Source organism: Prevotella fusca JCM 17724 (assembly GCF_001262015.1).
GTDB classification, from domain to species: Bacteria; Bacteroidota; Bacteroidia; order Bacteroidales; family Bacteroidaceae; genus Prevotella; species Prevotella fusca.
This window is the reverse complement of record NZ_CP012074.1, coordinates 499,519-523,831: the sequence shown is the minus strand read 5'-3', so window position 1 is coordinate 523,831 and position 24,313 is coordinate 499,519. Positions and strand designations below refer to the sequence as shown.

The 24,313-nt window shown below is 44.1% G+C and carries 16 protein-coding genes and 1 tRNA gene; 11 read left to right on the top strand and 6 right to left on the bottom strand.

Annotation, left to right across the window (positions count from 1 at the left end; genetic code table 11):
- Nucleotides 1–13 precede the first annotated feature (13 nt).
- The 4 genes from ADJ77_RS02080 to ADJ77_RS02065 all read left to right on the top strand — a co-directional run bounded on the left by ADJ77_RS02080 (nucleotide 14) and on the right by ADJ77_RS02065 (nucleotide 5,272).
- Nucleotides 14–1,462: a hypothetical protein gene (locus tag ADJ77_RS02080; protein WP_025078450.1), complete on the top strand. Its 1,449-nt coding sequence runs from the start codon at nucleotides 14–16 to the stop codon at nucleotides 1,460–1,462.
- 178 nt (nucleotides 1,463–1,640) lie between these two features.
- Entirely contained in the window at nucleotides 1,641–2,705 is a 1,065-nt protein-coding gene (gene rlmN / locus ADJ77_RS02075) for a 23S rRNA (adenine(2503)-C(2))-methyltransferase RlmN (protein ID WP_025078449.1), read from the top strand.
- 69 nt (nucleotides 2,706–2,774) lie between these two features.
- Entirely contained in the window at nucleotides 2,775–3,908 is a 1,134-nt protein-coding gene (locus ADJ77_RS02070; protein WP_025078448.1) for a PdxA family dehydrogenase, read from the top strand.
- 365 nt (nucleotides 3,909–4,273) lie between these two features.
- Nucleotides 4,274–5,272 (top strand): lysylphosphatidylglycerol synthase transmembrane domain-containing protein, encoded by a 999-nt coding sequence (locus ADJ77_RS02065; protein ID WP_025078447.1) that lies wholly within the window; start codon nucleotides 4,274–4,276, stop codon nucleotides 5,270–5,272.
- Nucleotides 5,273–5,278: 6 nt separating this feature from the next.
- On the opposite strand, the gene ADJ77_RS02060 is transcribed toward ADJ77_RS02065, so the two are convergent.
- Entirely contained in the window at nucleotides 5,279–6,469 is a 1,191-nt protein-coding gene (locus ADJ77_RS02060; RefSeq protein WP_042740963.1) for a hypothetical protein, read from the bottom strand.
- A gap of 44 nt (nucleotides 6,470–6,513) precedes the next feature.
- Nucleotides 6,514–7,554 carry a hypothetical protein gene (locus ADJ77_RS02055; RefSeq protein WP_148301599.1) on the bottom strand — a complete coding sequence of 347 codons (1,041 nt, stop codon included), beginning with the start codon at nucleotides 7,552–7,554 and terminating at the stop codon, nucleotides 6,514–6,516.
- Nucleotides 7,555–7,691: 137 nt separating this feature from the next.
- Between ADJ77_RS02055 and ADJ77_RS02050 the strand changes: the two genes are divergently transcribed.
- From ADJ77_RS02050 to ADJ77_RS02020, 7 genes are all read left to right on the top strand, one after another.
- Complete coding sequence (locus ADJ77_RS02050) at nucleotides 7,692–8,933, top strand: sigma-54 interaction domain-containing protein (protein ID WP_025078444.1); 1,242 nt, start codon at nucleotides 7,692–7,694, stop codon at nucleotides 8,931–8,933.
- Between the two features lie 42 nt (nucleotides 8,934–8,975).
- Nucleotides 8,976–9,512: an LptE family protein gene (locus tag ADJ77_RS02045; protein WP_025078443.1), complete on the top strand. Its 537-nt coding sequence runs from the start codon at nucleotides 8,976–8,978 to the stop codon at nucleotides 9,510–9,512.
- 122 nt (nucleotides 9,513–9,634) lie between these two features.
- Nucleotides 9,635–10,405: a hypothetical protein gene (locus ADJ77_RS02040; protein WP_025078442.1), complete on the top strand. Its 771-nt coding sequence runs from the start codon at nucleotides 9,635–9,637 to the stop codon at nucleotides 10,403–10,405.
- 9 nt (nucleotides 10,406–10,414) lie between these two features.
- Complete coding sequence (gene secG / locus ADJ77_RS02035) at nucleotides 10,415–10,801, top strand: preprotein translocase subunit SecG (protein WP_025078441.1); 387 nt, start codon at nucleotides 10,415–10,417, stop codon at nucleotides 10,799–10,801.
- 88 nt (nucleotides 10,802–10,889) lie between these two features.
- Nucleotides 10,890–10,965: transfer RNA gene (locus tag ADJ77_RS02030), tRNA-His, on the top strand.
- Nucleotides 10,966–11,610: 645 nt separating this feature from the next.
- Nucleotides 11,611–12,015, top strand: a complete 405-nt coding sequence (locus ADJ77_RS02025; protein ID WP_025078440.1) for a hypothetical protein — start codon at nucleotides 11,611–11,613, stop codon at nucleotides 12,013–12,015.
- Nucleotides 12,016–12,155: 140 nt separating this feature from the next.
- Nucleotides 12,156–17,096, top strand: coding sequence for a DUF4132 domain-containing protein (locus ADJ77_RS02020; protein WP_050695976.1), 4,941 nt, complete (start codon nucleotides 12,156–12,158; stop codon nucleotides 17,094–17,096).
- 412 nt (nucleotides 17,097–17,508) lie between these two features.
- On the opposite strand, the gene ADJ77_RS02015 is transcribed toward ADJ77_RS02020, so the two are convergent.
- The 4 genes from ADJ77_RS02015 to ADJ77_RS02000 all read right to left on the bottom strand — a co-directional run bounded on the left by ADJ77_RS02015 (nucleotide 17,509) and on the right by ADJ77_RS02000 (nucleotide 24,136).
- Nucleotides 17,509–19,551, bottom strand: coding sequence for a TonB-dependent receptor (locus ADJ77_RS02015; RefSeq protein WP_050695975.1), 2,043 nt, complete (start codon nucleotides 19,549–19,551; stop codon nucleotides 17,509–17,511).
- Between the two features lie 583 nt (nucleotides 19,552–20,134).
- A complete protein-coding gene (locus ADJ77_RS02010) occupies nucleotides 20,135–21,685 on the bottom strand; it encodes an ATP-binding protein (RefSeq protein ID WP_025078439.1) in 1,551 nt (516 codons plus the stop codon).
- 344 nt (nucleotides 21,686–22,029) lie between these two features.
- Entirely contained in the window at nucleotides 22,030–23,421 is a 1,392-nt protein-coding gene (gene glmM, locus ADJ77_RS02005; protein WP_025078438.1) for a phosphoglucosamine mutase, read from the bottom strand.
- Between the two features lie 76 nt (nucleotides 23,422–23,497).
- A complete protein-coding gene (locus ADJ77_RS02000) occupies nucleotides 23,498–24,136 on the bottom strand; it encodes a DUF4827 domain-containing protein (RefSeq protein ID WP_025078437.1) in 639 nt (212 codons plus the stop codon).
- Nucleotides 24,137–24,313: the final 177 nt, after the last annotated feature.

Sequence of the window (24,313 nt, the reverse complement as noted above, 5' to 3'; positions counted from 1 at the left end):
AAAAGAAAAGTATATGCCTAAGAAGAAGAAAACAAACAAAGGTGGACAACAGTTTCTTTCACCAGAGAAGTTCATGCAGACAAGAGCCAGGACTTTGCAAATTGGGAAATGCTATCGAGATTCTCATTTATTTGACATCGGAGAAGGTTATGTCGTAGTTTCCAGATTGCATACTGGCGGTAAAATCAGCTTTGCATGCTATCTCGTAGACACCTATTGCATAGGGGTGAAAAACTCTATATATAAGCTGAGAACGGAAAAAGAAGAGTTCGACTATATGCTGGAATGTCTCAGCAAGACCAATGAATTAGAAGAATGCAGTTACGAGGAAGCACATAACATTGTTTATGGTGCCGTAGACTTTGCAGAAGAGATTGACATAGCCCCAGACGATAGTTTCAAACTCACAAAGTATATGCTGGAAGAAGACACTGAAGACGTACCACTCATTGAGTACGAATTTGGTAAAGATGGCAAGCACTTTCTTGTGGCTACCGACCAGTACAATGCCAGTAAGTATCTTCCCAAACTGAAACAGGCTTATGGTAATGACTTCAAATACATTGTTCCTGAAAGTAGTTGGATAGACGATGATAGTAAATACATGAAACATCCTACCTACGGCATGAATACAAAGTACACCTACAAGCCCCAACGGTATTCCGAAACCTTGAACGTACATAACGAATGGCTTGTAGAGGAACTGAACAAGCCGGAAAATTCCTTATGGTTAGAAGATTCATTAATCAACCGAATCCTTGCCCTGCCAAAGGAAGAACTACGTTCGGACTTAGAAGAAATCATCCGCTATGTCATGACAATAACAAGTAATGGTAACATTCCTGCCGGTTTTGATGATGGAAACTATAACGGAATACTTGCTTCTTCCATCATGCTGTTAGGAGAAGTCGGGAACAACGAAAGCAGTCTTGACTTGGTATTAGAATGTCTCAGACAATCCCAAGACTTCCTTGATTATCATTTTAGCGACAGTGCTGATGCAGTTTTTGTTCCAACTTTATATAAATTAACAACAGCTGACCGTTTTAACAAGTTACTCAATTTCATGAAAGAGCCTGGACTGTATTCGTTCGGTAAAGCTCATGTGCCTGAAACTATGTCACTAATAGCATTCAGACAACCAGAACTGAAGCCGGCATGTATAGAATGGTTCGACGACCTCATCTCCTTTGCTATAGAGAAACTGCCAGAAGTACAATATATTGATGGTGTGCTCGCTGCACATTTAACCTCTAACTTAATTGACTTACGTGCTTCAGAACTTCTACCGAAAATAAAAGCTATGTATGATACAGGGTGTATAGACCAAACATACTGTGGTAGCATTGATACTGTTGAGAAAGAAATCTCCCAAAACATCCCTAGTTCCAATTTTGATTATTTCGATTTCGATGTTCACGAACGTTTCGCTGCCATGAAGTCTCGTTTTGACAAACCATAATGCAGCACAACAGGAAAGAGGGTACGTCAAAACTCAGATTTGAAAGAAAGCATGTTCATTAAAGTTTTGACACACCCTCTTTTTCCTTTAATGACCCCGACACTCAAAAAAGAAAGGAAAACACGAATATTAGCTATTTTTTCGTTATCTTTGCAGCAACAAAACATTGAGAACGAGAATGGAAACAGCAAAGAAGTATTTGTTGGGGATGACACTTGGCGAGCTGAAAGAGGTTGCCAAGTCGCTCGGAATGCCAGCCTTTACAGGCGGACAGATAGCCAAATGGCTCTATACACAGCATGTGAAAAGCATTGATGAGATGACAAACATCTCGAAAGCGAACAGAGAGAAACTCGCTGCTGAATATGCTATTGGCTGCAAAGAGCCTATCGACGCACAGCACTCTAAGGATGGAACCATCAAATACCTCTTCCCTACTGATAGCGGTAAGTTTGTCGAAACGGTGTATATACCAGACGAAGACCGTGCCACACTCTGTGTTTCTTCACAGGTGGGATGCAAGATGAACTGCCTTTTCTGCCAGACAGGAAAGCAGGGTTTTGAAGGCAGCCTGTCAGCTACTGACATTCTCAATCAGATTTATTCACTCCCTGAACGTGACAAACTGACGAATATTGTCTTCATGGGACAGGGTGAACCGATGGATAATCTTGACAATGTATTGCGTACCACAGAAGTTATGACAGCTGACTTCGGCTACGGCTGGTCGCCAAAGCGCATCACGGTAAGCAGTGTCGGCGTCAAAGGGAAACTGAAACGATTCCTCGAAGAGAGCGACTGTCACGTTGCAATCAGTATGCACACCCCCCTGCACGACCAACGCACAGAGCTGATGCCGGCAGAAAAGGGCATGTCTATCGAGAGCATTGTTGAGTTACTCCGCAATTACGATTTCTCCCATCAACGCCGTCTATCGTTTGAATACATTGTCTTCAAGGACTTTAATGACAGCGAGGAGCATGCGAAAGCCATCGTGCAACTGCTTAAAGGACTGGACTGCCGCATCAATCTTATCCGCTTCCATCCTATCCCTGACATCCCGCTGCAGGGTGTTGACGACCACAAGATGGAGAAATTCAGAAACTATCTGACACAACACGGGGTCTTCACAACTATCCGTGCCAGCCGCGGACAGGACATTTTTGCAGCCTGCGGTTTGCTCTCTACAGCAAAGAAGATTGAGGAGGAAAGAGGAAGAAAAGGTAAAAAGGTAAAAGGGTAAGAAAGATGAAAGGATGAGAAAGTTTAAAAAGGAAACCGAACATAGTATAATAATACAAGATATAAATATATGAACGAGAATAGAAAAGTCCGTGTAGCTATCACACACGGAGACACTAATGGCATTGGATATGAACTTATCTTCAAGACCTTTGCCGAGCCAGAGATGCTGGAGATTTGTACTCCCATCGTCTATGGTTCACCGAAAGTAGCCACGTATCATCGTAACGCACTGGATATTGAAGCAAACTTCACCATCATCAAGGATGCAAGGGAAGCACAGCAGGGACGACTCAACCTGTTGCCGGTATTCGATGATGAAATCAAGGTGGAACTGGGTGTAGCTTCTGAGGAGTCAGGTACCGCTGGTCTGAGAGCTGTTGACTGCGCTTTGGAGGATTATCAACAAGGGCTGTTTGATGTTCTGGTGACTGCTCCTATTGATAATAACGAACAATTCCACTTCAGCGGTCAGAGCCGATACATCGAGGATCATCTTGAATCGGAAGGAACAGGGCTGTCTATCCTCATCAATGAAGGACTGCGCGTTGCCCTCGCTACCCGTAACCTCCCACTGCGCCAAGTGGCAGAGTCAATCTCAAAGCCAAGCATTGTCAATAATGCAAACGCTCTCTTCCAGAGCCTGCGTCGTGACTTCCGCCTGTCATGTCCACGCATTGCCGTACTCGGCTTGAACCCGAAGGCTGGTGACAACGGTCTGTTAGGTTCTGAAGAACAGGAAATTATCTCTCCGGCTATCGAAGAGCTTGTTGACAATGGCATACAGGCTTTCGGTCCCTACCCTGCCGACACATTCTTTGGCTGCAACAATGCAGAACAGTTTGACGGCATACTGGCAATGTATTACGAGCAGGGACTGGCACCATTCCGCACACTCACAGCATGCAATGGCATCAGTTATACAGCAGGACTGCCTCTTGTCCGTACTTCTGCAGAGATTCCTGACAGTCTGTCACTGGCAGGAAAAGGCATTGCTGACGAACTTCCGTTCCGTCATGCAATCTACCTTGCCATTGACATCTTCCGCAACCGTGCAGAATATGAAGAGCCAATGGGCAATCCGCTTCCAAAACTTTACAAGGAAAAGAGGGACGAGAGCGACAAGGTACGTTTTGCCATACCACGCAAACGCGATGACCGCACGCCACATGGTGAACATCATAACACAAAGGAGACACATTAAGCGTGTCTCCCTTGCTTATTGACAGACATTGATTTATTGCCGTCTGATAAAACTTGAACAGAGTATGCTCAATAGATAATATCGTATTGTCTTTGGAAAAGTAAGCCACCTAACCAAATAAGGTTTGTTTGCTTTTGGTAATACAACTCCGTCCTGACAACAAGCTGCTTCTTCCCCGGCAATATATTGCAAGGTATTCAACAGCCGACACTATTGGTGTTTACCACCAACAACACATGTGCAGAGCAACAACACATCGGTTGAAAACGGAAGATGGATTCATTATTATAGTGTTATAAGATGCTAAAGACCGACTTATGCGTGAAATGTTTACCAGACAGTACTAATATTGATTAAGGAAGTTCATGAACAAGAAATATCAAAACATCTTTTTCATCTTCGGCTTGGTTGTACTCATCATCATGGTGACACAACTCGACTTCGCTGACGCATGGCAGAAGATCCAGCATGCCGGCTACTGGTTTTTTGCAGTAGTGGTGCTGTGGGCATTCCTTTATATCTTCAACACAGCAGCATGGTTCACCATTATACGCAGTCAGACCAAGAATCAGGAAGAACGGAAAAGCATTTCATTCCACTGGCTCTATAAGGTTACCGTGTCGGGATTTGCACTTAACTATGCAACTCCTGGTGGACTGATGGGTGGCGAACCTTACCGCATCATGGAACTGACACCAAAGATCGGGACTGAACGTGCTACTTCATCTGTCGTGCTGTATGCCATGACCCACATCTTCAGCCATTTCTGGTTCTGGCTCATTTCCATCTTCCTTTATATCCTCACACAGCCTGTCAATCTCTTTATGGGAATGATGCTGACACTGACCTTTGCGTTCTGTGTATCTGCCATCTGGTTCTTTCTCACAGGCTATAAGAAAGGGCTGGCAATCCGTGTGATGAACCTTGTACGCCATATTCCTTTCATAAAGAAGTGGGCAGAGCCGTTTGTGGCGAATCACAAAGAAGAACTCGACAGGATTGACACACAGATAGCTTCGCTCCACAATCAGAACCCTCGCACGTTCCTTACGGTTGTTCTGCTCGAATTATCCTGCCGACTCTGCAGTGCATTGGAGATTTTCTTCATCCTGCTGGTCCTTCTCCCATCGGTCAATTACTTTGACTGTATTCTCATTCTTGCCTTCACCTCTCTGTTTGCCAATATGCTTTTCTTCATCCCCCTGCAGTTAGGTGGCCGTGAAGGAGGCTTCCTCATGTCTATTACCGGTTTGGGACTTACCGCCAGCGCAGGTGTCTTTGTTGCTCTGCTTGTCCGCATCCGCGAACTCATCTGGACAGCTATCGGCTTACTGCTTATCAAGCTGGAGAAGCGTAACAAATAAGCATTCTTACTTCGTCCGCCCTACAAGGCGCAGACGGCGAACCCAGACCGCATCACGGAGGCTGACTGTAGTATTGACTGTATATTCTTTAATGATTCCTGTAAGGCTCATACGTAGCTGGGAAACAGTACACCAAGGTCTGTCATTCTCCTTGACAGAAATAATCTTAGGTTTCTTTGGAGCATCCTCATTATTATATATAGAATCTGCATCTACATAATCATCAACCGAGACAGAACCTGCAGTATCCGTTTCAAAGTCATAGTTACCATCCGTAACCACAGCAGAGTCTTCCTCCTCTACAAAGCTGTCAGCATCATACAGGAAGCATTCACTGTACTGGTCGGAGTCATCAAAAGCCTCCTCTCTTACATATCGTTTGCCCTCTATCCTTTGTGAAAAGCCATCCTTGGTCAAAGAAGCCACTACCTTTTGATACTCAGCCTTCCGATTGCTGCCATCCAGCGGTTTTCCTTTCACCGTCGTTCCTATAGTATAGGATTTACGCATAGCATCTACTACAAGCTCAATAGCAGGACAGAATGTCTGGAACATCTCTAAGAATACAGAACCTTTTTCGACAACACCTGTGTTGAGAAGATAAACACCATCAGGATGGGCATATATCAAAGCATACTGAAAAGGCTTTACTATTTTCTTATAAAATCTTTGTTCAAGTTGATATAGATGTGATGCCAACTCCAAGTTATTACTAACAATATAACTATCCATTGCCGAAGTATAGGTTACAAGAACAGGATGAGAACCCAAAAGGCTCGAAATAGAATCTTCAAACATCTTTTCCTGCTTCTCTCTTTCCCCATCCTCCTCACTCATTTCTTCAGAATTCTTGTCGTTATAAGGTTCCAGTAAACGTAAACTTAATGTGACACCATAAGGTGATACATGTACGACTTTAACGGCAAAACTTGTATGCACGCTGTCTTTCTTCGTATCATAATACTTTTCAATATCAAGTCCTTCCTCAAAGCTCGGACTACATTTAGCAAAACGGTTTGTAATCTTCTGACCGTCAGCCGTAGATGTACAACTCCACATATTGGTAAAATCATAGATAATCTCCTGACCGACCACCAACTGCGGACGGAACTTACTTTGTGCATTCGATACCAGACTGGTGTTGCAAAGCATTAATGCAAAAAAGACAAGACGAAGTGGTAAATGGATATATTTCATTTGGAAAAACTGTTTAAACATAAAACCATAATATTCAGAGAAAGTTACTTACGACGCAACCGTTCCGTGAATGTTGCAACAGTATTATTTTTACTGACAGTGATCGTACAATCATAACTGTTTATCCAACCATCAGCATCCACATTTCTGCTTATATCAACACACACAGGATAGACATCTTTTGAAACCTTGGTGACAGCTTCCTGCTTCTGCATATACTTATCCACATCAAAGTTAGGATCTTTTTCAAGCCTATCAGAAATCTTACCCCACTCATCAAACTGGTCAAGATAATAACAGAATTTTATTTTCTGTACAATGCTGCCCAAGCTATCCACGCTTGTATCCTGCACTACATACTGTTCTTTCTTACTCTTCCCTGACAATGGTGCACCAACCTCTATATGACCTCGCTGGAAGCCATTATTATAAAACGCAGGAAGACGGAATATTCCTGGACAGAAAACAGCAAAGAAACCCCGTAACATATTATTTCCATTATTATCTTCTCGAGCCTTTTTCATAAAGGTCTCCTTGTCCCCGAACTCACTTTCAGTCCCCAGAAGAGTCGTTCCTATCTGCTTATTGAAATCATAAAATAGAGAAGGGAGTTCGTCAGAGTCCGTAAAGATCCAAGAACTCATATCCGTAGTAAAAGTAAGTGTAATATGAGAAGAGCGGAAGAATTCAGCCATATCATCTAACACTTCATTCATTTCGCTTTCTCTTTCCGTTTTATACCCATGAATTTCTCCAATCTTCAAGTCCATCACATAAGAATAAGGTGTAGCCTCTTTTACCTCCAGCGTGAAGTTTCCATCAGCGACAACGGAACCAAAAAACTTCCTGACATCCTGTAAGCTCATTCTGTTAGTAACTGAACCAAGAACACCATAGACATCATAGTTTATTTCCTTACCATTGGTACTGCGAATTGAGTTCTCGGATGAGTAGTTAAAAGCTATTGTCTGCCCTGCACGGAAGTTAGGTTTAATACACTCAACGGGCACATCTTCCAATGCTGTCTGTGCATAAACAAACATTGAGAAGACAGCTAAAAGAGATAGAAAAAATGTTCTTTTCATATTAGAAAGTAATTGCTAAGTGAACGCAAAGGTAATAAAAAGGTTCAGAATTCACAACCCTTTGCTACTTGAGAAAGTTGTTAAAGTCTGCCAAAGTTGCAGCTTTTTCAAATAAAATAGGTAATTTTGTCAGTTAAATGAATACAACCGAATTACAGAGAACCAAACAACGATATAACATCGTCGGTAACAACGATGCGCTGAATCGTGCTCTGGATGTCGCCTTGCAGGTGGCACCCACTGATTTGTCCGTGCTGATTATTGGTGAAAGCGGTGTCGGCAAGGAGATCATCCCTCGTGTCATCCACGACAACTCTCCTCGCCGTCGTGAGAAATACTTTGCCATCAACTGCGGTTCCATACCCGAAGGAACCATTGACAGCGAGCTTTTCGGACACGAGAAGGGTTCTTTTACTGGTGCTATCGGTGAGAGTGAAGGCTATTTTGGTATAGCAAACAAGGGCACAATATTCCTTGATGAGGTTGGCGAACTGCCTATGGCTACACAGGCCCGCCTGCTTCGTGTGCTCGAAACAGGTGAATATATCCGTGTGGGAGGACAGGAAATCCGCAAGACCGATGTGCGTATCGTGGCAGCAACCAATGTAAATATGCGTAAGGCAATCAGCGAAGGCAAGTTCCGTGAGGACCTGTTCTACCGCCTTAACACGATACCTATCCAGATGCCGCCACTTCGTGACCGTGGCGAGGACATCGTACTTCTCTTCCGCCTCTTTGCCATGCAGATGGCTGAGAAGTACCGCTTGCCAAAGATTACACTCACGGATGAAGCACGCCAGATTCTGTTACAATACAAATGGCCGGGTAACGTCCGCCAGCTGAAGAACATCACCGAGCAGATGTCTGTTCTCAGTGAGAAACGTGAGATTGATGCAGAAACACTGTTACACTTCATTCCACGTGACCAAGACAGCACACAGCTCGCTACCATACAAGGCAGCGGCTCACACAGTTATGAGAGCGAACGTGAACTTCTCTACAAGATTCTCTATGAATTGAGAGGCAATGTAAGCGACTTACGTCGTGATCTCAACAATGTCCGCAAGCAGTTGGAAGAAAGCAGACAACTTAACGGTGCAAGTGGCTTCCAGCCTGCCCCACCAGCTGTCTCCAACCTTCCCGCCACCTCGAACAAGCAAGCTATCAATCCATCAGGAACTATCGAACAGGTTGAAGAGGCCGAAGCAGAAGAGATTTCAGAACCGGAAACACTCAACCTGAATGACATCGGCAAGCAGCTGGTCGAAAAAGCATTGGAACGCAACAACGGCAACAGGAAGAAGGCAGCACTGGAGTTAGGTATCAGTGACCGCACACTCTATCGCCGTATCAGACAATACGGTTTAGACAAAGATTAAAACAAAAGCTACGAAAGGGAACGCTATTTCTCTTATTATACGATGAAGATAGGAAAGAAACTCACATCAATCCGCCCGCTGACATGGGGTGTGACAGCCACCTGCCTGTTTTTACTGGCAGCTTGCAGCGTGTCCTATAAATTTAATGGTGCAAGTATTGATTATAATAAGGTACACACCATACAAATAGCTGAATTCCCCATCCGTTCCACTTACGTATGGGGACCAATGGGTCCAATGTTCAACAACCAGTTAAAGGATGTATTTGCCAATCACACCCGCCTGCAACAGGTAAAACGCAACGGCGACATGAAGATTGAAGGTGAGATTACCCAGTACCAGCAACGCAACAAGAGCGTATCAAGCGAAGGATACTCTGCACAGACAGAACTTTCCATTACTGTCAACGTACGCTTTACAAACAACACGAATCACCGTGAAGATTTCGAGAGACAGTTCACTGCCACCTCAAGCTATGAAACAAGCCGGAGCTTGAATTCGGTACAGGAGGAACTCGTTACACAGATGGTAAAAGACCTTACGGACCAGATATTCAATGCGACTGTTGCCAACTGGTAATCTGCCATCAGTATCACCTTGGCATACCATCGCTGACCCTCACTTAGCATCCTTATCCTCGCTTACAAACCCTTTTCAACACTCACAACCTCTTTTCAACGCCTATAAACGCCTATTGCCCTATGGATATAGCCTATCTCATCAAGCATCCAGAGAATCTGAACAAGGAGACCTTATACGACCTCCGGGGTATGCTTGCGCTCTATCCCTACTATCAGCCTGCACGTATCCTGTTGTTGCAGAACCTCTTCCTGCTTCACGATTCCACCTTCGATGACGAATTGCGCCGTGCTGCTGTCTACATATCTGACCGCAGCATCCTCTTCAAACTCGTTGAAGAAGCGCATTATCAACTGGTATCAGAGTACAAACAGACTGGAAGACAAACAGCTCCTACCAACATCGAGGAAGCTGCAGAAAAAAAAGAAGACCGCACCAGTTCACTTATCGACAACTTCCTGGAGCAGATCCCCGAAGGTGAAGAAACAGCGCAGGAAACAGAGGGAAGACGAAAGCCAACACCTGCTGATGCCACAGTGGACTATGTTGCATATCTACTGGAAAGCGAAAGTAAACAACAGCAGGAGGTTACACCACAGCTGAAAGGTCAGGAGCTCATTGATGACTTCATCTTCAACGAAGGAGGTAAAATCACTTTACAAGAGGAAACAGAATACGAACCTGAAGAGACTGACGACAATGAAGAAGCTGAGAATGAGGATACTGGCTATTTCACAGAGACATTGGCAAGGATTTATATCAAACAAGGTCGATATTCAAAGGCATTGGAAATAATTAGGCGATTAAATTTGGTATATCCGAAAAAAAATCGTTACTTTGCAGACCAAATACGTTTTTTGGAGAAATTGATAATAAATAACAATAAAAAATAAGACAAGAAAATGTACACGTTATTCGTAATCCTTATCGTGATTGCAGCACTCTTGATGATCGGTGTTGTATTGATCCAGGAATCAAAGGGCGGCGGTCTTTCATCAAACTTCTCATCATCTAATGCTATCATGGGAGTTCGCAAGACAACTGACTTCATCGAGAAGACAACATGGGGTCTGGCTATCGCCATGGTTGTCATCAGCGTTGCAAGTACTATCGTTGCGCCATCAGCAAGTACCGATGAAAGTGTTATTGAAAAAGCTGCAACCGAGAGCAACACTACCAACCCTAACAACCTGCCTAACTTCGGCGCAAGCCAGCAGAAACAGGCTGCTCCTGCAGCACAGGGTGGTAACACACAGGCTCCGAAAGCACCTGCAGCTCCCGCAAAATAAGGAAAAACAATAAAAAAGTACGGGAAACATTTGGTCGTTCCAAATAAAACCCGTACCTTTGCACTCGCTAAAAAGAAATAGCCAACACGGTGGATGTAGTTCAGTTGGTTAGAGCGTCAGATTGTGGTTCTGAATGTCGTGGGTTCGAGTCCCACCCTCCACCCTTCAAAAACTAAGCGGAAATCCTTTTAAAAAGGTTTCCGCTTTTTCTTTTTATACATACTTCAGCAGAACAAGCCGAAAAATGTAATCTGGCAAGACAGTACATACTGTTGCATAACAGAATAAGATTACTGCAATACTAATAGTATCAAATCACTCAACAGAAAATTATGAGCATATAGCTGAATTCGGCCAGCTTTTGTCATGATTTTCCTCTCCCAGAAATTCATAGATGCTAAAAGGCCTTCTAATTGAGGCTTAATTGAAGTCCAAAAGAGGCTTAATTGAAGTCCAACTAAGCCTTAATTGAGACCCTATTAAGCACCCATCAGCTTCACGAAGTCATAACAACCTGCCTGAATGCCATTTACACACGTAAGAACTAAACCTTATTTTAGCAGTTATTCAAACGAGATTGGCAATGAATCATGTAAATAAACTTCAAACAATGGCATCCAAGGAAACTTCTATCGATTTGTTGCAAAAAGATAAAGAAACACTGGTGTCCGATACATCTTTTCCCTACTGAAGTAAAGTGCTACGAAACGTCGTCTCATAGGAAAATTATAATAGTATTTTGCAGATAAGATTCATTTGTTTGCTGATTATTCCCTATATTTGCAAAGAGAATGGAATACCTAAACAAAATGGAAATATACATTATACAAAAGAAGCTGGGCAGCAGAAAGGAACTGGGCAGGCGACCTGTAGAGATTGCCAAAACCGTCAATACACTTGCCGCCCTACTCTACACATTAACCCAACAAGGCTTAACAGAAGCACAGACATCAAAAGAAAACCGGGCATTGTCCATCAGCGAGATAGCAGCACAGGCTGAAGAAGGGCGCATCCGCTTTGCTGAGAACTATGGTGAAAACCACGACACACTGGAGAAAGCGATGCAGCGAACAAAGCAGGCATACGATGACGGGCTCTTCAGAGTATTCATCAATGGTGAAGAAGTAACTCTATGGGATGCTCCCATCAAGCTCTGTCAAGGAACAGAAATCGTCTTTCTCCGACTCACAATGCTCACAGGACTTTATTTCTAAATGTTACGCTGGGATGTATAATACATAGAATCAGCACATAAAAACTTAACAATAAATTATCAACCAATAAGACCAGCCAGACCTTCCACACCTTGAAGGCCGAAGCACTTACAGTCTTACAAACTACTGAAAAATAGAATATGAAAACAAAGGAAGAACTACAGGAACACTGTCGGCAATATATAGAGCGCATCAATATCTCCAAATGCAATATATGGGAGAAGAGACTTGTAGAACGATGCAAGGAGAAAAACTATCAGTTCTGTTATATCCTGAATCTTTTTTATAATGGTGACGACAATGAAGAATTCCCCTTCCGTACGATAGAGGAACTTCTTTCCGCAGGTGCAAACCTTCCCCACATCCTTCCCGAAAACTTTTCTGAGCTTTTAGAACTGCATCTGAACCAGCTCAAAGACCTTTCCCACACGAAAGGAATCTATCGTATAGACGTGAGAGATGACATTGATTTGCAGGAGTGGGCAAGTGATATATCTGATATAATGCGCTCCTTCTTTGCTGCAGCTGCCTTCGGGATCACGCTTGATGAGCTCATCCGTGGGCAATATCCTGACGTTACAGATTTCTACTTTTCATATTCTCCTATACTTACCGCTGCCATCCAGCAGGGGAAACCGGAGACTATAGAAGCCGTAAAAGAGGTGTTGACCAGCGAAAATAACGTCGGTATCCTCACAGACAACCTTATCACAGCCATAGAATCCAACAATAACGAAGAGCTGCACACGCTCCTTCTGAACGTGTTGAAGGCTGCAAAACTGCAGGAAGGACTGCGCCAGAGCATCGTAGAATGCGGTAACGAATACAGTCTGACATTCTATAAACGGATGGTTGAGGTCATTGCCGAAGAAGGTCTTATGCGTTACAGCTCTGTCAGACGGTCTGTACAGACGTGGGTAGGAATCGGCTACGATTCTGTTTCTGACAAAGATATCAAGACCATCTTCGAGGGTATCCGTCTTTTCCTTTCCCATCCAGAAGAGCGAGCAAAAGCCTACGCAGGACCGAATGCACTCCTCGTATATATAGCTTTATATACTGCTGGTGCTGAGGACTTCAAGGTGGCACAGCGTGATGCCTTACAATTAATTGATGGCGACGCCCCACTTCAGAATCGTATTGCAGCCATCTATTATCTTGAACGTTCCAGACATTTCAAGGTTACCGAGCACTTTGAATTCTTTGCAAATCATCTGGATGAACCTTTCACAAAGGCTTTCTTCATTGAGCATTTAAGTAAGGTAGCCAGAGAGGACAAGTATGAATATGGAAAGGTTGACTCTGTTTCGGGTAAAAAACGTGAGCTTTTCCAAAAGATATTTGAGGAGATTGCAAAATGGGAGAAGGAGGTTAAAAACAAAACTGACTTCACCTTCAAAGGCTTTGAATGGTTCAAAGTCCGTCTTAAGCGTGAGCACTTCATCAATACCCTTTGGATTCTTGCCTGCCAACTGAAGACACAAGAAAGCATTGACCACATCCTTCTTGAGAAGATACCTAACTGGGGAGTGCACTTTATAAATTATTATTCCTATTGCGATGAGGAGGAAAACAAGATGCCTTTATACACATTTATGAAGGAATATTACCCATTAGGCAGCCCTGAAGCACGTCGTCAGTTCCTTATCAAGAATATCTTTGGCTACGAGAAAGAGGGCTTTGAATTCCTCTTGCGTTTCTTCTCCAAGGAAGACTTCACCACAACCGACATCAAGGAGATTGAGAAGAAACTGAATTCCAAGGTCTCTGATACACGCAGCAAGGCTGTGCGTGTACTCCTTAAGTTACCTTACGAACAGCTGAAAGCATCATACGAACGCCTGCAGACTACTAAGGGAGACTACATTTCTGCTGCCTTGACTGAACTAAAAGAGGGCAACAAACAGCTTGAAAAGGACTTTGCTCCTACAAGCAAAGACGAAACCATTGCCGTACCGATGACCTACCCCGGCGCAGAAGGTGGTTACGGGCTGTACAAGATTGGCGAAATACCGGCAACAACACTTACCGATCCCTTCCTGACTGAGGGCAAAACGCAATCTTTCTTAGGCAAGGTGCTCAATAAGGTTACCGGCAAGAACCGTGCAGATGCAGGCTCTGTCTTTACCTACACCATTGACGAACTGCGCAAGCTATACACTGACCTGGAAAAGATTATCGAAGCTAATGCTGACAAGGAGTACAAGAGCTGTTGGGGAAGCATGGAAACAATTGGTGACGGTCATCTTTACTTTACATCTGACGAGGAAACACTTGACACCCTTCCTTATCCCGAACTCTGGAAAGGTTTTCTTGCAGAACATCCGCTCAAGGACGAGGATCTGTTAGGTATCTATCTGATGCTTGACATACTCAAAGATACATATACGACACACATGGTTGTACTTGATGCAGAAAACTACCCCTTTAAAGGTAAGGAAAGTATTGAAGAGTGGAAGTATGGATGGAACTTCCAAACTATCATAAAGGTTCTGCTCAAAGATTTAGAAACACGCAATCCTTCCTTGCTCTTCCGTCAGGCATACACACTTCTCACACTGATATACTTCCATTGTCCAAACAATGAATACAAGAGATACGAAGATTATAAAACAATTGAGACAGAGTATGTATTCCAAAGCGACCTCTATTGTACCGTAAACGAATATGTACAAAAGTATTGGAGAACCGAGGAGGAGTTTAAACTCTTGGCTGACATAACAGTAGCTATGTATAACAAATATACTCCCTTGGCTCGCCTCAAGACCCAGAGTTATTATTCATACTACACTGTTGATCCACTGATTCTTTCCCGTCTCAACCTCCAAGGAGGACTGTCCGATGATGCCTTCATGGAAATGCTATTGACAGACGCAGGAAAAACACTATGCTATAAAGCAGATGTCATTTATGACAAGAAAGGTTATCGACTAATACTTAGATATGAAGATAAAGAAGTGTTTGACGCACGTTACGGCAAAGAAACCTACGAGAACCTGCGAAGAGTAATTGGTAAGATTGCCCAACACCTCTTCAAGGTTGAAATGACGCGCCTCAACGCACCGACACCAGTCTCCAAAATCATCTCACGCTGTAATCATGCAATGACCTTACAAGGTGCTGAATATATGGTTACGGCTATGAAGGCACTGGGCAAAGACCATCTGATAGCAAACAGCTACGGCACTGAAAAGCGGGCTATACTGACAACCATCATTGAACATACATTCCCACTGGACACTGACAAGCCTGAGATACTCAAGGCTATCAAAGACGACAGACTGTTAGAGCTGGCCTACTTTGCACCGCAATGGGTTCCGTTTATCAAAGCGTACCTCAACTGGGAGGGCTTCGACCTTGCCTATTACTACTTCATTGCACATACCAAGGAGATGGAAGCAGACGAGAAGAGAGCAACAATAGCACTCTATACTGACCTCGACCCGGACGATCTTGCCGATGGAGCCTTTGACGAAAATCTCTTCCACGAGGCTTATACAGTGGTTGGAGAAAAGCATTTCGAGCTTTTCTACAAGGCTGCACGATACATCGGAAACAGCAATTACCACAGTCGGGCACGCCGCTTTGCAGACACGGCTTTGGGCAAGATAGACGAAGCTACGATTACGGAACAGATTCACACTAAGCGCAATAAGGATGCCATCTGCTCACTGGGACTACTCCCGGATAAGAGCGACAAGGCATTGCAGAACCGTTATCAACTTATACAAGCCTTCTTGAAGGAATCCAAGCAATACGGCTCACAGCGCCAGGCTTCTGAAAAGCGAGTGTGTAAGATTGCCCTGTTGAACCTTGCCCGTGGCGCAGGATATGCTGACCCGATGCAGCTGGCGTGGCGCATGGAAGGTCAACAGGTGACTGACAACGCAGCCTACTTACAGGGAATTGCTGTGGAGGGATATATGCTGAAACTGCAGTTGGCAGAGGATGGTACCAATAAGCTCATCATCCAGCAGGGTGAGAAGGTGCTGAAGAGCGTACCGGCAAAAATCAAGAAGCATCCTGACTACCTCAGTATTGCTGCAATGAGCAGGGAATGGACGAAGCAGAGGAAGCGTGCACGGGCGATGCTGGAGGATATGATGATACAGCAGACGCCATTGCAGCCACAGGATGTGAAAATGATTGCACAGAATCCTATCGTCAGTCCGATGTTCCGTTTGCTACTACTCCGACAAGGTACAACCACAGGCTTCTATACCGATGATGGTTTGGAGACCCTCAATGGTATCCAGAAGATGAAAGCCGACGAACCCATTACCATTATCCACGCCCAGCAACTCTATGCTGACAGCACGTGGGCAGCGTGGCAACGCTTCGTCTTCAGCAAGAAGATTGTACAATCCTTCAAACAGATATTCCGTGAGATTTACATCCCGACACCTGACGAAGCAGAACAGGACGAGTCACGTCGTTACAGCGGGTATCAGATTCAGGTGAAACAAGCTGCCGCTGCATTGCGCAGCCGTGGATGGAGTGCTGACTACGAAGGAGGACTACGCAAGGTGTTCTATCGCCAAGGAATCTCCGTTGAACTTTATGCACAGGCTGACTGGTTCACACCAGCTGATGTGGAAGCACCTGCCATTGAATATGTATGCTTCTCGTCTACACGCACTTACAAGCGACTGAAGATAGCCGATATTGACCCGATTCTCTACAGTGAAGTGATGCGTGATGTAGATATGACGGTCAGCATCGCCTTCGTTGGTGGTGTAGACCCGGAGACAGGAAGCTCAACAAAGGAACTCCGTGCAGCCATTATTGAATGCACTGCCGAACTGATGAAATTCAGCAATGTGACGGTTTCAGACAATTTCATCCACGTCAAAGGCTCGCTTGCCGACTACACCATCCATCTCGGTTCGGGCAATGTCCGGCAGGTTGGTGGCGTAGAGATTCCTATCATCCCTGTACACAGTCAGCATCGTGGCAAACTCTATCTCCCCTTTATGGATGAAGATCCGAAGACCGTGGAGATTGTTTCCAAGATGGTACTTCTTGCGGAAGACAAAAAGTTGAAAGACCCAACTATCCTGAAATGGATTAAACGCAAATAACGTCAAAGCATATTCTGTATAATTCTGCCTACGGTAAAGCGTCACTAAGGAGGCTTTCCGCAGGCAGTTTTCTTTATCACAAAAAATTACACAATCTGATAAAACTTAAACCCAAATTGGGAACATATTGCAACGTGTTTAGTACTCAGCACCATTGGTGTTAAGCCTCAGCACGATTGGTGTTAACCAACAACACCACGACTGAAGATGGAAATAAAGGGTTATTATTATCATTATACTTTTATACAGTAAGACACTGATAACTAAGCTATATGGGAAAAGGTTTATCGGACACGAATATTACAAAAACCATCCTTTGCTAATAATTGATTCAGAGGAACTCCACAATTGATTTATATGCTAACTCCTAATAAGAAGAAGACAGCAAGCAGCCTTACCCAATACTTATTATTCACTTCAGGATAGAACTCTCTGCAGCCTTCGATTCGTATTTAGGAGAACGGTTGACCTTTTTGCCATAGTCAAGCGAATAGGCAACTTTTACAGAAGCAAAGGAATTATCCAGCTCACTGACCTTACGCCCGAAGAACTGGTAGTTAGGTGCAATAAAACTCCGCCTACGCTCATTTCCCTGCATAAAGGGATTTCTTGTAGTAACAACTACCGACAGATTTCCGTGACTCCACTCTCCTGATAAATCATAACAGAACGGAAGGTGTATCTGCTCCTGACACCCTACTAAATCCTTGCGGGCTGTCCGTGCAGAGGCTGACAGCGAAAAGTCGCCCAGGAAGTAATTCGCTCCCAGACGTGCATAACAGCATCCTAAGCGTTCGTCAGCTGCTCCCGTCACACAGTAATACTCATAGCCACCATCCCATTTCACATTGAAATCACTCACTGGTTTCCATGTTGCAGACAGCAACAGCTGGCACTGATGATAACGTGTATCACTCGAATAGGTATTAATCAGCCTATCATTGTCCCTTAGATATACATTGGCTATGGCATTACTCATATATTCATAATTGGCAGACAGCAGTGCTGACCATTTCTTGAAGTTGAGCGTGTAGGTCAAAGCAGGACCAAGCAGCGTGGAATTGTCCATCGTCGGATTGCCACGACGCACCAAGACACGATCTATCTGCTGCTCTGCTGCGTTAACGGTGTTTAATGTCGGGAACGTATTTCCTAATGCAAAGAACAGCTGTAAAGCCTGCTGCTTAGCTGGACTCCACGAGAACATTGTATGAAAACGTGGAGCAAAATGCGTCACCTGTTGTTCTCCACGCAGCTTGTAAGCAAGGAAAGACACACCAGGACGCACTACTAACATCAGCTTCCTACCCCACCGCTTCGTGTAATCAACAAAGAACAAGGATTCAGAAGTACGCAGATGCTGCAGGCTCGGAGAGCTACCTCTATACTCATCTTGGCTTATCTTCAGAAATTCAATCAGGCTAAACGTCAGATTATTTTCCTTAGGAAGAGGAAGCATGTAGCTTGTATGGAAGTTTAGATATGTATAATCCTCATTCACATCACTCACGAACGCTCTGTCTTCGAGAGTATTACGCTTATAAGTATTGCGTGCATAATAACCATTCAACGAACATTCAAAGCTCTTTCCGCCCTTGAAATTCCGGTTATAATAAAGAAACAAAGAAGGCTTTACCGTCTTGTCACGCTCAAGGACATTATTGGCAAACACCAACGGAGCAGTATAACCAGTATATACCAAACTTCCTTTCAGAACATCATCACGGCTTGTGCTGACCTCAATACCGCCTCTAAGCATCCACGTTGTACGCTCCGTCCTCCGACTAATACTGGCATCAACATAACGTCCAACAGCCTTTAAGTCTGTATCATACGATGACTCCTGCTTTCGGATAGGGTTATCCAGCAGATAATCCGTCGTACTCTCACTGTAAACCTTAGGGTTCTGTACACTGGAACCTGCCCAGAGATTCACATTATAATGCCCAAGACTGTACTTCGATATAAGGTTATAGTCGCCCTTCAGATAGCCCACTCCCTGCATAGCATCCACCTGTGTGTAACCACCCGAAGTGTAATTCCTGACAATATAGTTCATCACTGCCTTGTCATTGGCATACTTTCCCGTAGGCATATCATAGTATTCAACACGAAGGATATCCTTTGGACGTAACGTAGTTATCTCTCTCACAGAAGCCTTACTGCCGTTGATGTACAGCGTCGCAATGCCAGCTGGCGTCGTAATGACACCATTCCCAGCATCCACACTCACACCTGCCAGCATCATATTCCTTACAAGCTCGAATCCAGAATGGGCATGCTTTCGTTGTTTCGGAGTAGGAATACAGTTGATATAGTCCACCTCCCGCTTCACCATATCACCTGCAACAACCACCTCCTGCAGATGAACACCCTTTGAGACTGAATCTGTCTGTGCTGCAACAGGAAGTGGCATCGCACATAAGGCTACACAAATCATCTTTGCTTTATCCATCTTAACTGCTATTTTCCAAATATATACAAGAGTAAATGATATAAACATTATCTTTGTTGTCCGATAAAACTATAATAGCATACTCGCCTATACAGAACCTCTTTTAAATTGATGATATCATATTGACGTTGGTAGAGCAATCCTCTTTTAATCAAAGAAGTTTTATTCACCTTGGGTAGTAACAGCTCTTCCTGACTACAAATTGTCCCCAAATCGGCAACACATTGCAACATGTTTAGTGCTCAACACCATTGGTGTTCAGCATCAACACGATTGGTGTTTACCAACAACACCACGGCTGAAGATGGGAAGAGAGGTTTAATTTACCATTGTATAATATACTGTAAGACACCAAAAACTAACTTATGCGTGACATGCTTACCGAAAAGCACTGATACATTAGGCTTTGTAACTATCGATACAAAGTTAGAAAGAAAACAGATAAAAGCAAACAAAAAGGCGTAAAAATATATTGGAGAGTATCACTTTACTTCCCCACTACGGACGAAAACTGACTGATACTGACGGTAAATAGATAAGGAACAAACAATTGATTATCTGATATTTAACAGTAGATTATCACTTACACTGCAGGTGCTATCTTCCACGCATCAATGCAACGTTTCTCCAAAGAGAAGTTCACACCAATCTTATAGAGGCGGCGTTTATCCATTGAGAATGGTTTGTCATAACCCTTTTCATCGATCTGCTGCAAAGCTGCATCAGCCGAACCATCCAGTTTGAACTCTACGATATAGACATAATCCTTGGTCTCTATCGTCAGGTCCATCCGCCCGTTACTGGTCGTTCGTTCCACCTTTGTATAAAAGCCCATCATCTTTGCCACAAGATAAAAAGCATTCTGGAAATAGAGTTCAGAATTACCTACAATCTTATAGTCCGTATCTGCGAAGAGTGCCGCCATCCGTTGCATAAACTGTTCAGGACGACCTGAACGGAGGTCGCCAATGAACTGACTCATCGAGAAAGGAGTTGCCACATCGTGCAAACCAGTATAATAAGGGAGAAGATAGCGCATGAACCCCTCTTCCACTTCCTCATTGGGGAAGCCCAAAGTATATTCACCGAACTCAGCATCATATTCCTTGATGGTAAGATAACCGCTCTGATAAATCACAGGAATCGGATTATTGGAAACCACGTCAATACTGTTCAGAACATCAGCCGTAGATACCTCTTCGGTCAGATGTGGCAGAACATAGTCATCACGCTTCAACAGTTCCACAAGATAGGTTGGTGTACCCGTCTCAAACCAGTAGCTGCCAAACTGCAACCGCTCAAAGGTATTCAACAGGCTGAATGGATTATAGATACCGATACCATTCTCTACAAAATGATAGCCATCGTAACGCTTCTTCAATCTGGCAAGCGTTTCTTCTTCACTCTGCTTGTTCTTGACAGCCAACGCACGGATGGGTTCACCGAAATAGCGCACAACTTCGTCCTCTGTCATACCACAAAGAGCCTGGTATCTCTCATCCATTGAGAGGTCCTGCAGGTTGTTCAAATCGCTGAACACACTCACTTTCCCGAACTTCGTAACACCCGTAAGCAGTGCGAAACGTATATAACGATCCTGCGACTTCAGTGCACCATAAAATCCTTTAAGTATCCCACGGTATTCGTTTTGCAGCTCTTCATTGCCGATAGCCTGCAACATCGGCTTATCATACTCATCCACAAGAATCACCACAGAGTGCCCTGTCTTTTCGTAAGCATATCGGATGACATACTCGAAACGGGTAGCAAAAGACTTTGCAACAGGGTTCTTTCCATACAACTGTTCCCAGTCATTAAGATTAGCTTCCAGCTTATCAGTCAAGGACTCAACAGTGTTATAACGCTCCGTATTAAGGTCAAGATGCAATACTGGATGACATTCCCACTTTGTTTCCAGTTCATCTATTGCCAAGCCCTTGAACAATTCCTTACGTCCCGAGAAATAGGCTTCGATCGTGGAAACGAGCAGACTCTTGCCAAAACGACGAGGACGGCTAAGGAAATAATACTTTCCCCTTTTAGCCAGTTCAAATATCATTTCAGTCTTGTCAACATACACATAGTTTTCTTCTCTTAAACTTTCATAACTCTGTATACCGATAGGATATTTCATACTCGTTTCCTCCTCTTTTAATGGATGATACCGCAAAGATACATATAATATTCCAAAAAAACGCCTGACGACTCATCTTCGCATTGCAATTCCACACTTTTTCCTTTCGTGTTATAGGTCCGCACGGAGCGTGTCGGTAGTAAACACAACTTGTGTTACGGCTGAACACAAGAACAGAAGAGCCTATATCGGTTTATAAAACCTGACTTCCTTGCTCTTTACAACTCACCTGATTCAGATACAGATACTGTGCTGAAAGATGGAACCAAAAGGCTGTCAACGAAAAAGAGGATGCTTCGTGACATACCCAAAGCATCCTCTTCTGTTTTACAACAAGGTTAAGTTTACTGCATATCGTAAACTACCTGCATCAGTTTCTTACCCAACGCATCGGCTGCCTCCATCGTGTTAGCCTCGCTGTAGACACGGATGATAGGTTCTGTGTTTGACTTGCGGAGGTGGACCCAGGCATCAGGGAAATCGAGCTTGACACCGTCGATATCAGTTACCTGTACATCCTTCTCCTGTCCGTAAAGTTCTTTCACACGTACGAGAATTGCATCAACATCAGTATCAGCTGTAAGGTCGATACGGTTCTTCGCAATGAAATACTCTGGGAATGTCTTGCGAAGCTCGCTTGCCTTCATCCCTTTCTGTGCCAAAGAGCTGAGGAAGAGCGCAATACCAACGAGAGCATCGCGACCGTAATGGCTGTCAGGATAGATGACACCACCATTGCCTTCACCACCGATAACGGCACCCACTTCCTTCATCTTCGTGGTAACATTCACCTCACCGACAGCGGAAGCATAATACTTACCGCCGTGTTTCTCGGTTACATCACGCAATGCACGAGTTGACGAGAGGTTGCTTACGGTATTGCCTTTCACGTGTTCGAGGATATAATCAGCCACTGTAACGAGTGTGTACTCCTCACCATACATCTGACCATCCTCCTGAATGAATGCAAGACGGTCGACATCCGGGTCAACAACGATACCCAGGTCATAGCCACCCTTGGAAACCTCGTCCATAATACCTGTGAGGTTCTGTGCAATCGGTTCTGGATTGTGAGAGAAGTCGCCCGTAGCATCACCGTTAAGGAACTTATACTCAACACCTAAACGGTCGAGAAGTTTAGGCAGAATGACACCACCGACAGAGTTGATAGCATCAACTACGACACGGAACTTACGGTTCTTGACAGCCTCAAGATCGAGCAATTCAAGGTTCATCACCTCTTCTATATGACGCTCGTCAAACGAATCGTCGTCAACATAGCTACCCATACCATCCACGTCAGCATATTCAAAATCCTCACGGTCAGCAATATCCAACACCTCAGCACCATCAGCTGCTGTAAGGAACTCACCCTCCTCGTTCAGAAGTTTCAGGGCATTCCAGTGACGTGGATTGTGAGAAGCTGTGATGATGATACCACCATCCGCACCGCTCATACGTACAGCCAGCTCAGTTGTAGGAGTTGTTGCCAGTCCGATGTTCACAACATCAGCACCAATTCCCATCAGCGTACCGCATACAACGTTCTTGACCATAGGACCAGAGATACGTGCATCACGACCAACAACAATCTTCAGCTTCTTTCCGGGATGCTTACGCGCAATGAAAGTGGCGTATGCTGAAACGAATTTAACAATGTCCAGCGGGTTCAGTGTGTCTCCCGCACGACCTCCGATAGTACCACGGATGCCGGAAATAGATTTGATAAGCGTCATACCTAAAAATATGTTTGAAGGGAATCGCCCCTTTTACTTTCTTGTTTTCTTACCTTTTTACTTTATCACCTTTCTATCAGAGTCCTCTCTGGAAGGTCAAATCAAAAAAGCTCGGATAAACCGCCCGTGTGGCATTGATATGTCCCTGCTGTGAAGGGATAATAAGTCTCACGTGCGACAGCTTAGAGGCAGCTGAAGTCAACCTGCCAATACCGACATAGGGCATTGGCACCAGCCATCCTGCTGGCACTGACGTACTCTTATAGGCATCATACATCACGCTGGAAGACGGGTCAAATGAAGCCGTATAGGTTCCACTTGTGTTTGTTACTGACATCTTGTCAACCTTAGCACCGAAGATGAGGAACTGATTAGACAGCTGCAGCGTGTCCCTGAGAAGGTTCCGCTCTGTAAAACGACAGAGGACTGTTGCCGTCTCTCCTTTTTTAATGGTTTCACCCGTACCTTTCTCCACAATCTGCATATACACACCTGTATTGGAGAAGAGAACATACTGGTTCTTTGTTGTGTCAGTTGTATTTCCCTGTTTAGTAAACTGCTCCTCACTGATTACGTTGATACCCTTTTTGACTATGAAAGCATGGATTGCATTATTTTCCCGTTCCAACTGATCAGCATAGGTCTCAGAATGACTACATGAACTGAATGCCAGCACAGATGCCAACATAACAAGGAGAAAAGTTATCTTCTTCATTCGCTTTTTCATTTAAATATGTCGTGCAAAGGTAAGAAAACTATTTTATAAAGGTGACATTAGAATTCAGAAAATATATTAAATGGACATCACCTTAACAGCCAACAAACATAAGTTCTACGAACAACAGACATGAGATGCATGCGTTTCAGGCGTAGATGACAATGAATTGACAAC

Bases quoted from the DNA above. Each gene is read 5' to 3' on its own strand.
- ADJ77_RS02040 (WP_025078442.1), top strand. From the start codon at position 9,635: ATGGATATAGCCTATCTCATCAAGCATCCAGAGAATCTGAACAAGGAG.
- ADJ77_RS02010 (WP_025078439.1), bottom strand. From the start codon at position 21,685: ATGAAATATCCTATCGGTATACAGAGTTATGAAAGTTTAAGAGAAGAA.
- ADJ77_RS02080 (WP_025078450.1), top strand. From the start codon at position 14: ATGCCTAAGAAGAAGAAAACAAACAAAGGTGGACAACAGTTTCTTTCA.
- secG (WP_025078441.1), top strand. From the start codon at position 10,415: ATGTACACGTTATTCGTAATCCTTATCGTGATTGCAGCACTCTTGATG.
- ADJ77_RS02020 (WP_050695976.1), top strand. From the start codon at position 12,156: ATGAAAACAAAGGAAGAACTACAGGAACACTGTCGGCAATATATAGAG.
- ADJ77_RS02045 (WP_025078443.1), top strand. From the start codon at position 8,976: ATGAAGATAGGAAAGAAACTCACATCAATCCGCCCGCTGACATGGGGT.
- ADJ77_RS02070 (WP_025078448.1), top strand. From the start codon at position 2,775: ATGAACGAGAATAGAAAAGTCCGTGTAGCTATCACACACGGAGACACT.
- ADJ77_RS02055 (WP_148301599.1), bottom strand. From the start codon at position 7,554: ATGAAAAGAACATTTTTTCTATCTCTTTTAGCTGTCTTCTCAATGTTT.
- ADJ77_RS02065 (WP_025078447.1), top strand. From the start codon at position 4,274: ATGAACAAGAAATATCAAAACATCTTTTTCATCTTCGGCTTGGTTGTA.
- ADJ77_RS02025 (WP_025078440.1), top strand. From the start codon at position 11,611: ATGGAAATATACATTATACAAAAGAAGCTGGGCAGCAGAAAGGAACTG.
- ADJ77_RS02000 (WP_025078437.1), bottom strand. From the start codon at position 24,136: ATGAAGAAGATAACTTTTCTCCTTGTTATGTTGGCATCTGTGCTGGCA.
- ADJ77_RS02015 (WP_050695975.1), bottom strand. From the start codon at position 19,551: ATGGATAAAGCAAAGATGATTTGTGTAGCCTTATGTGCGATGCCACTT.
- rlmN (WP_025078449.1), top strand. From the start codon at position 1,641: ATGGAAACAGCAAAGAAGTATTTGTTGGGGATGACACTTGGCGAGCTG.
- glmM (WP_025078438.1), bottom strand. From the start codon at position 23,421: ATGACGCTTATCAAATCTATTTCCGGCATCCGTGGTACTATCGGAGGT.
- ADJ77_RS02060 (WP_042740963.1), bottom strand. From the start codon at position 6,469: ATGAAATATATCCATTTACCACTTCGTCTTGTCTTTTTTGCATTAATG.
- ADJ77_RS02050 (WP_025078444.1), top strand. From the start codon at position 7,692: ATGAATACAACCGAATTACAGAGAACCAAACAACGATATAACATCGTC.